Here is a 3,894-nt window from a genome sequence, read left to right on the forward strand (position 1 = left end):
TTCTAACCCTTTAATTATACAGCATCAAAAAAGAGGCCACAACTGTTAAGTTGTGACCCGGTTCGTTCCATTTAAACACTTTAATTATCACATATTCAAAACGTCAAAAAATTTGTATCTAAATATATCTAAGCTTTTTTAATGGTGAGAAACTTTGCCACTTGCAATGCTCGATTAATTACTTAGGTATACAAAATGATTATTGTCACGAGACTAAAATAATCTTAATGTTTAAATTTTCTTCACTTCAACAAAAGACCGGCCTGCTCAACCCCAAGGGTTTTAACGGACCGATCTTTATTTACATTAAGGCATCTTTACTTACTTTGAAAAACTTTTAATTTATCTTAGCCAGTTGTTGTGACAAAGTTTCCACTTGTTTAGTCAACTTCTCCAAATCGTGACTTTGGTTGAAAGTTTTTAAATTTGCTTGCACTTGCCGAACACCTTCCTGGACCCTTTCTTGGCCATTAACAGTCAAAGATAGCCAAACAATTCGCCGATCATTTGGATTCACTTGTGATTGAATTAAATTATCTTGAATCAATCGCCAAGTATTCCTGGAAATTAGTGTGCGCGTGACCGTGAATGCATCAGATAATTCACTAGCAGTAGCTTGCCCATGTTGTTCAAGATAGACTAATATTCCCCACTCACGCATTGAAAAGTCAGTTTTGGCCAGTCCTTGCACTAACATCTGGTATGCCTGATTCTGAATAGCTTGCAGGGTTGTTAAGCTCTCAAACTGGTTCTTAATTTGCTGATGATTTACCATATAATATCATCCTATTCTTTGTACTGCCGCTTAGTCATTCCGAAGAGTTATAACAAACTACTCATGGCTAATAGTAATAAGCCCCTCAGTGTCATATGTCGTTGGTCAGTTTCATCAGTTCGAGGCAACCATTGATCTACAAAATTAGTAGCCTCTGTTTGACCAGCCTGAACCGGTTTAGCAGCATCGTTGATTGGCTCGGGTTAATAGAAACTCTAAAATCTGTCGATAAACTATTTATAATTCTTATTATAATAAATTGATTCAAACTCATTATGAACGTTAGAAATATTATTAATATGCATTGAAGGTTAATTTTACAATCTACCTAAAACTAAATATAATTTTTCTAACTTAGTTGTTGCACTTAAACTACTGCATACTCATTTTTCAGTCTTACTTAATCTGCCTCGATGATAAATTTTCTTTTGGATTAAGTATTGATCCTGATCTTGAGTAATAAATAACGGAGAACTTTCTTCTATGACATTGCTAAACTCCAAACCATACCATGAAATAGGTGAGGCCGTAATTTTCTGCAAATAGATGCGCCCGCCAATCAATCTTCTATCTAACGAGCTTAACTTATCATTGACAATTAAATCTGCTGGTTGTTCCTTTATAATAACAAACTTAAAGTCGCCGACTTTCCGTTGTCGCTCTGTTGAATACGTGGGTATTTGTGGTTCTAAAATACCTTGTTCCACTAGATGATTTACAATTTGATGTAAATAGACACTAACGGATTGAGATTTCCTAAACCCTAAGTAAAGTTGAACGTTAACAACATTATGCGTCTCAAGTAAATCAACTGTATAATTACTTTCATAAGGTGCATTGGTTTCATTGACTGTAACAAACCAATAAACTTTAGCTCTTTTAGGTTGTCTGTCGAGAATAGAATACATGGTGCTACGCTTAATTTGGTAATCACCCTTAATTTTAGTCATATACACTAAGTTAGTCGTGAACAAAGGTACTGTATTGTCTGCGCTTAATTTAGAGAGTTGATCACGATAGTCAAGAAGTGAAACATACTCGCTTTCTTTCTCATAATGTTCTCTTCGTTTATTTCCAAAGTACCAAAGCCACATAATATAAAGAATGCCCAACATGATTGTTAACGTAACATAACCGCCATGAATAAACTTAACCAAACTTGAAATTAGAAAGATTAACTCAATAAAACCAAAAAACAAGGCAATTATAAGTGCTGTTCCCTTAGCCAGGTGTTTCTTTAAGAATTCATGCAAAAGCACAGTAGTCATAAGCATGGTAATAGTGATCGCTAAACCATACGCGGCCTCCATTTTTTGTGAACTACCAAAGAACCAGACTACACTAATTGTTATTATACATAGTATCCAGTTAACAGTTGCAATATAAATTTGATTTTTTATATTACTTGGATGTCTAATAACCATTCTAGGTAAAAATTTTAAGCCAATTGCTTCATCGACTAAAGTGTAAGAACCCGTAATCAACGCTTGAGAGGCAATAATTGCAGCGAGTGTGGCTAGCAAAATGCCAACTAGGCGCCAAGTTCCGGGGAGCATTTCATAAAAGGGATTTAAGTTCGATAAGTTCCTGTAAGCAGTATCACCTGCATGTCTAATTATCCAAGCACCTTGACCTAAGTAATTTAAAAATAGGGTACTATATACTAGTGGCCATGTTACATAAATATTCTGCTTGCCAACGTGACCCATATCGGAATATAAAGCCTCTGCTCCTGTGGTTGCCAAAAAGATACTTCCAAGTATAAAGATTCCCACTTTGTTAACTGGACTGAATAGTATCCTAATTGCATAATAAGGAGAAATAGCCTTCAATATCATTGGATAATTGATTAGATTAACGATTCCAAAGACAGCCAAAAAGCCAAACCATAAAATCATCACTGGTCCAAAGGATTTCCCAATCATACCTGTTCCAAAATGTTGAATCATAAATAATACGAGTAGAACAACTGTTGTGATAATCAAGACGTTATGTTGAGAATTACTAAACACCACAGGGCCAAGGTGTTGTTTTTTTAATCCCTCAATGGCTGAAGTCACAGTTACTGCAGGAGTTAATGTTCCATCGGCCAAAATGGCCGCCCCACCAATCAAGGCTGGCCAAATTAACCATTTTGAATTTTTTCGAACCAATGCATATAAAGCAAAAATTCCGCCCTCACGCTTATTATCGGCTTGCATTGCAATGACAACATACTTCAACGTTGTAATGATCATTAATGTCCAAAAAATCAACGAGATCGATCCAATCACGTAATTGGGAGAAATATTTCCCATTTTACCGGCGTCACCAATCAATGCATTCATAACATACAATGGTGAAGTGCCAATATCACCGTACACAATTCCTAAAGTAACAAGTGCCCCCGCAAAAGAAACACGTTCTAGTTGCTTATTCATATTTGCTTGCCCCCAACGCTAATTATTGAAATATAGCACTGCAAAATAGTAAGCCTAAACACGAAGAAAAGCAACTATGCCATATACATCATAATGAAATCACTTTAAAGAAGCTCATAATTTACGATATACTGATTGAAACCATAAATTATGGGCATTCTATTCTTAACTATCTAGTTGAACCATCTGATAACCGACTCCAATATGTGTTTTAATATACTGATTCTGAGTGTTAACTTCAATCTTTTTTCGCAAAGTTGCAATGGTCACTCGAAGAGAAGATGTATCTTCAACCGGTTCTGTCCCCCAGACCTCTTTCAACAGATAGCGATGTGTCAACACGCGGGAAGTGTTTTCAGCAAGAATAATCAAAACCTTATATTCGGTTGGTGTTAAATGGATTTCATTTTGGTTTACTTTGACCGTTTGTGAATCAAAGTTGATAGTCAATTCTCCATTATAATAATTATTAATACTGTTTTTTCCTTTGTTATATATTATGTTGGTCCTTCTCAAAGAAACACGAATTCTAGCCAGTAATTCATCAATAGAAAAGGGTTTTGTTAAATAATCATCAGCACCAAAATCTAGAGCCTGCACTTTGTCGGCGTCCTCATCACGTGCTGAAATAACAATAATAGGTATAGGTAGATTGTAAAATTAATCCGAACGCTGTTCGGACAAAAAAGATCAGCTTCC

The 3,894-nt window shown here is 35.6% G+C and carries 3 protein-coding genes; all 3 read right to left on the reverse strand.

Going from position 1 to position 3,894, the window contains the following annotated elements; all coding sequences use genetic code 11:
- Positions 1-337: 337 nt before the first annotated feature.
- Positions 338-775, reverse strand: coding sequence for a MarR family transcriptional regulator (locus tag MMY95_RS15140; protein ID WP_047674591.1), 438 nt, complete (start codon positions 773-775; stop codon positions 338-340).
- Positions 776-1,158: 383 nt separating this feature from the next.
- The gene (locus MMY95_RS15145) at positions 1,159-3,195 is read right to left on the reverse strand and encodes a KUP/HAK/KT family potassium transporter (protein WP_015639648.1); all 2,037 of its coding nucleotides are present in this window, start codon (positions 3,193-3,195) and stop codon (positions 1,159-1,161) included.
- A gap of 165 nt (positions 3,196-3,360) precedes the next feature.
- Positions 3,361-3,795, reverse strand: coding sequence for a response regulator transcription factor (locus MMY95_RS16150; RefSeq protein ID WP_241277789.1), 435 nt, complete (start codon positions 3,793-3,795; stop codon positions 3,361-3,363).
- Between the last annotated feature and the right edge of the window lie 99 nt (positions 3,796-3,894).

Origin of the sequence: Lactiplantibacillus sp. ME-2 (genome assembly GCF_022549155.1) — a bacterium.
In the GTDB taxonomy this organism is placed as follows: domain Bacteria; phylum Bacillota; class Bacilli; order Lactobacillales; family Lactobacillaceae; genus Lactiplantibacillus; species Lactiplantibacillus plantarum.

Coding starts and splice junctions, on each gene's coding strand:
- MMY95_RS15145 (WP_015639648.1), bottom strand. CDS start 3,195: ATGAATAAGCAACTAGAACGTGTTTCTTTTGCGGGGGCACTTGTTACT.
- MMY95_RS15140 (WP_047674591.1), bottom strand. CDS start 775: ATGGTAAATCATCAGCAAATTAAGAACCAGTTTGAGAGCTTAACAACC.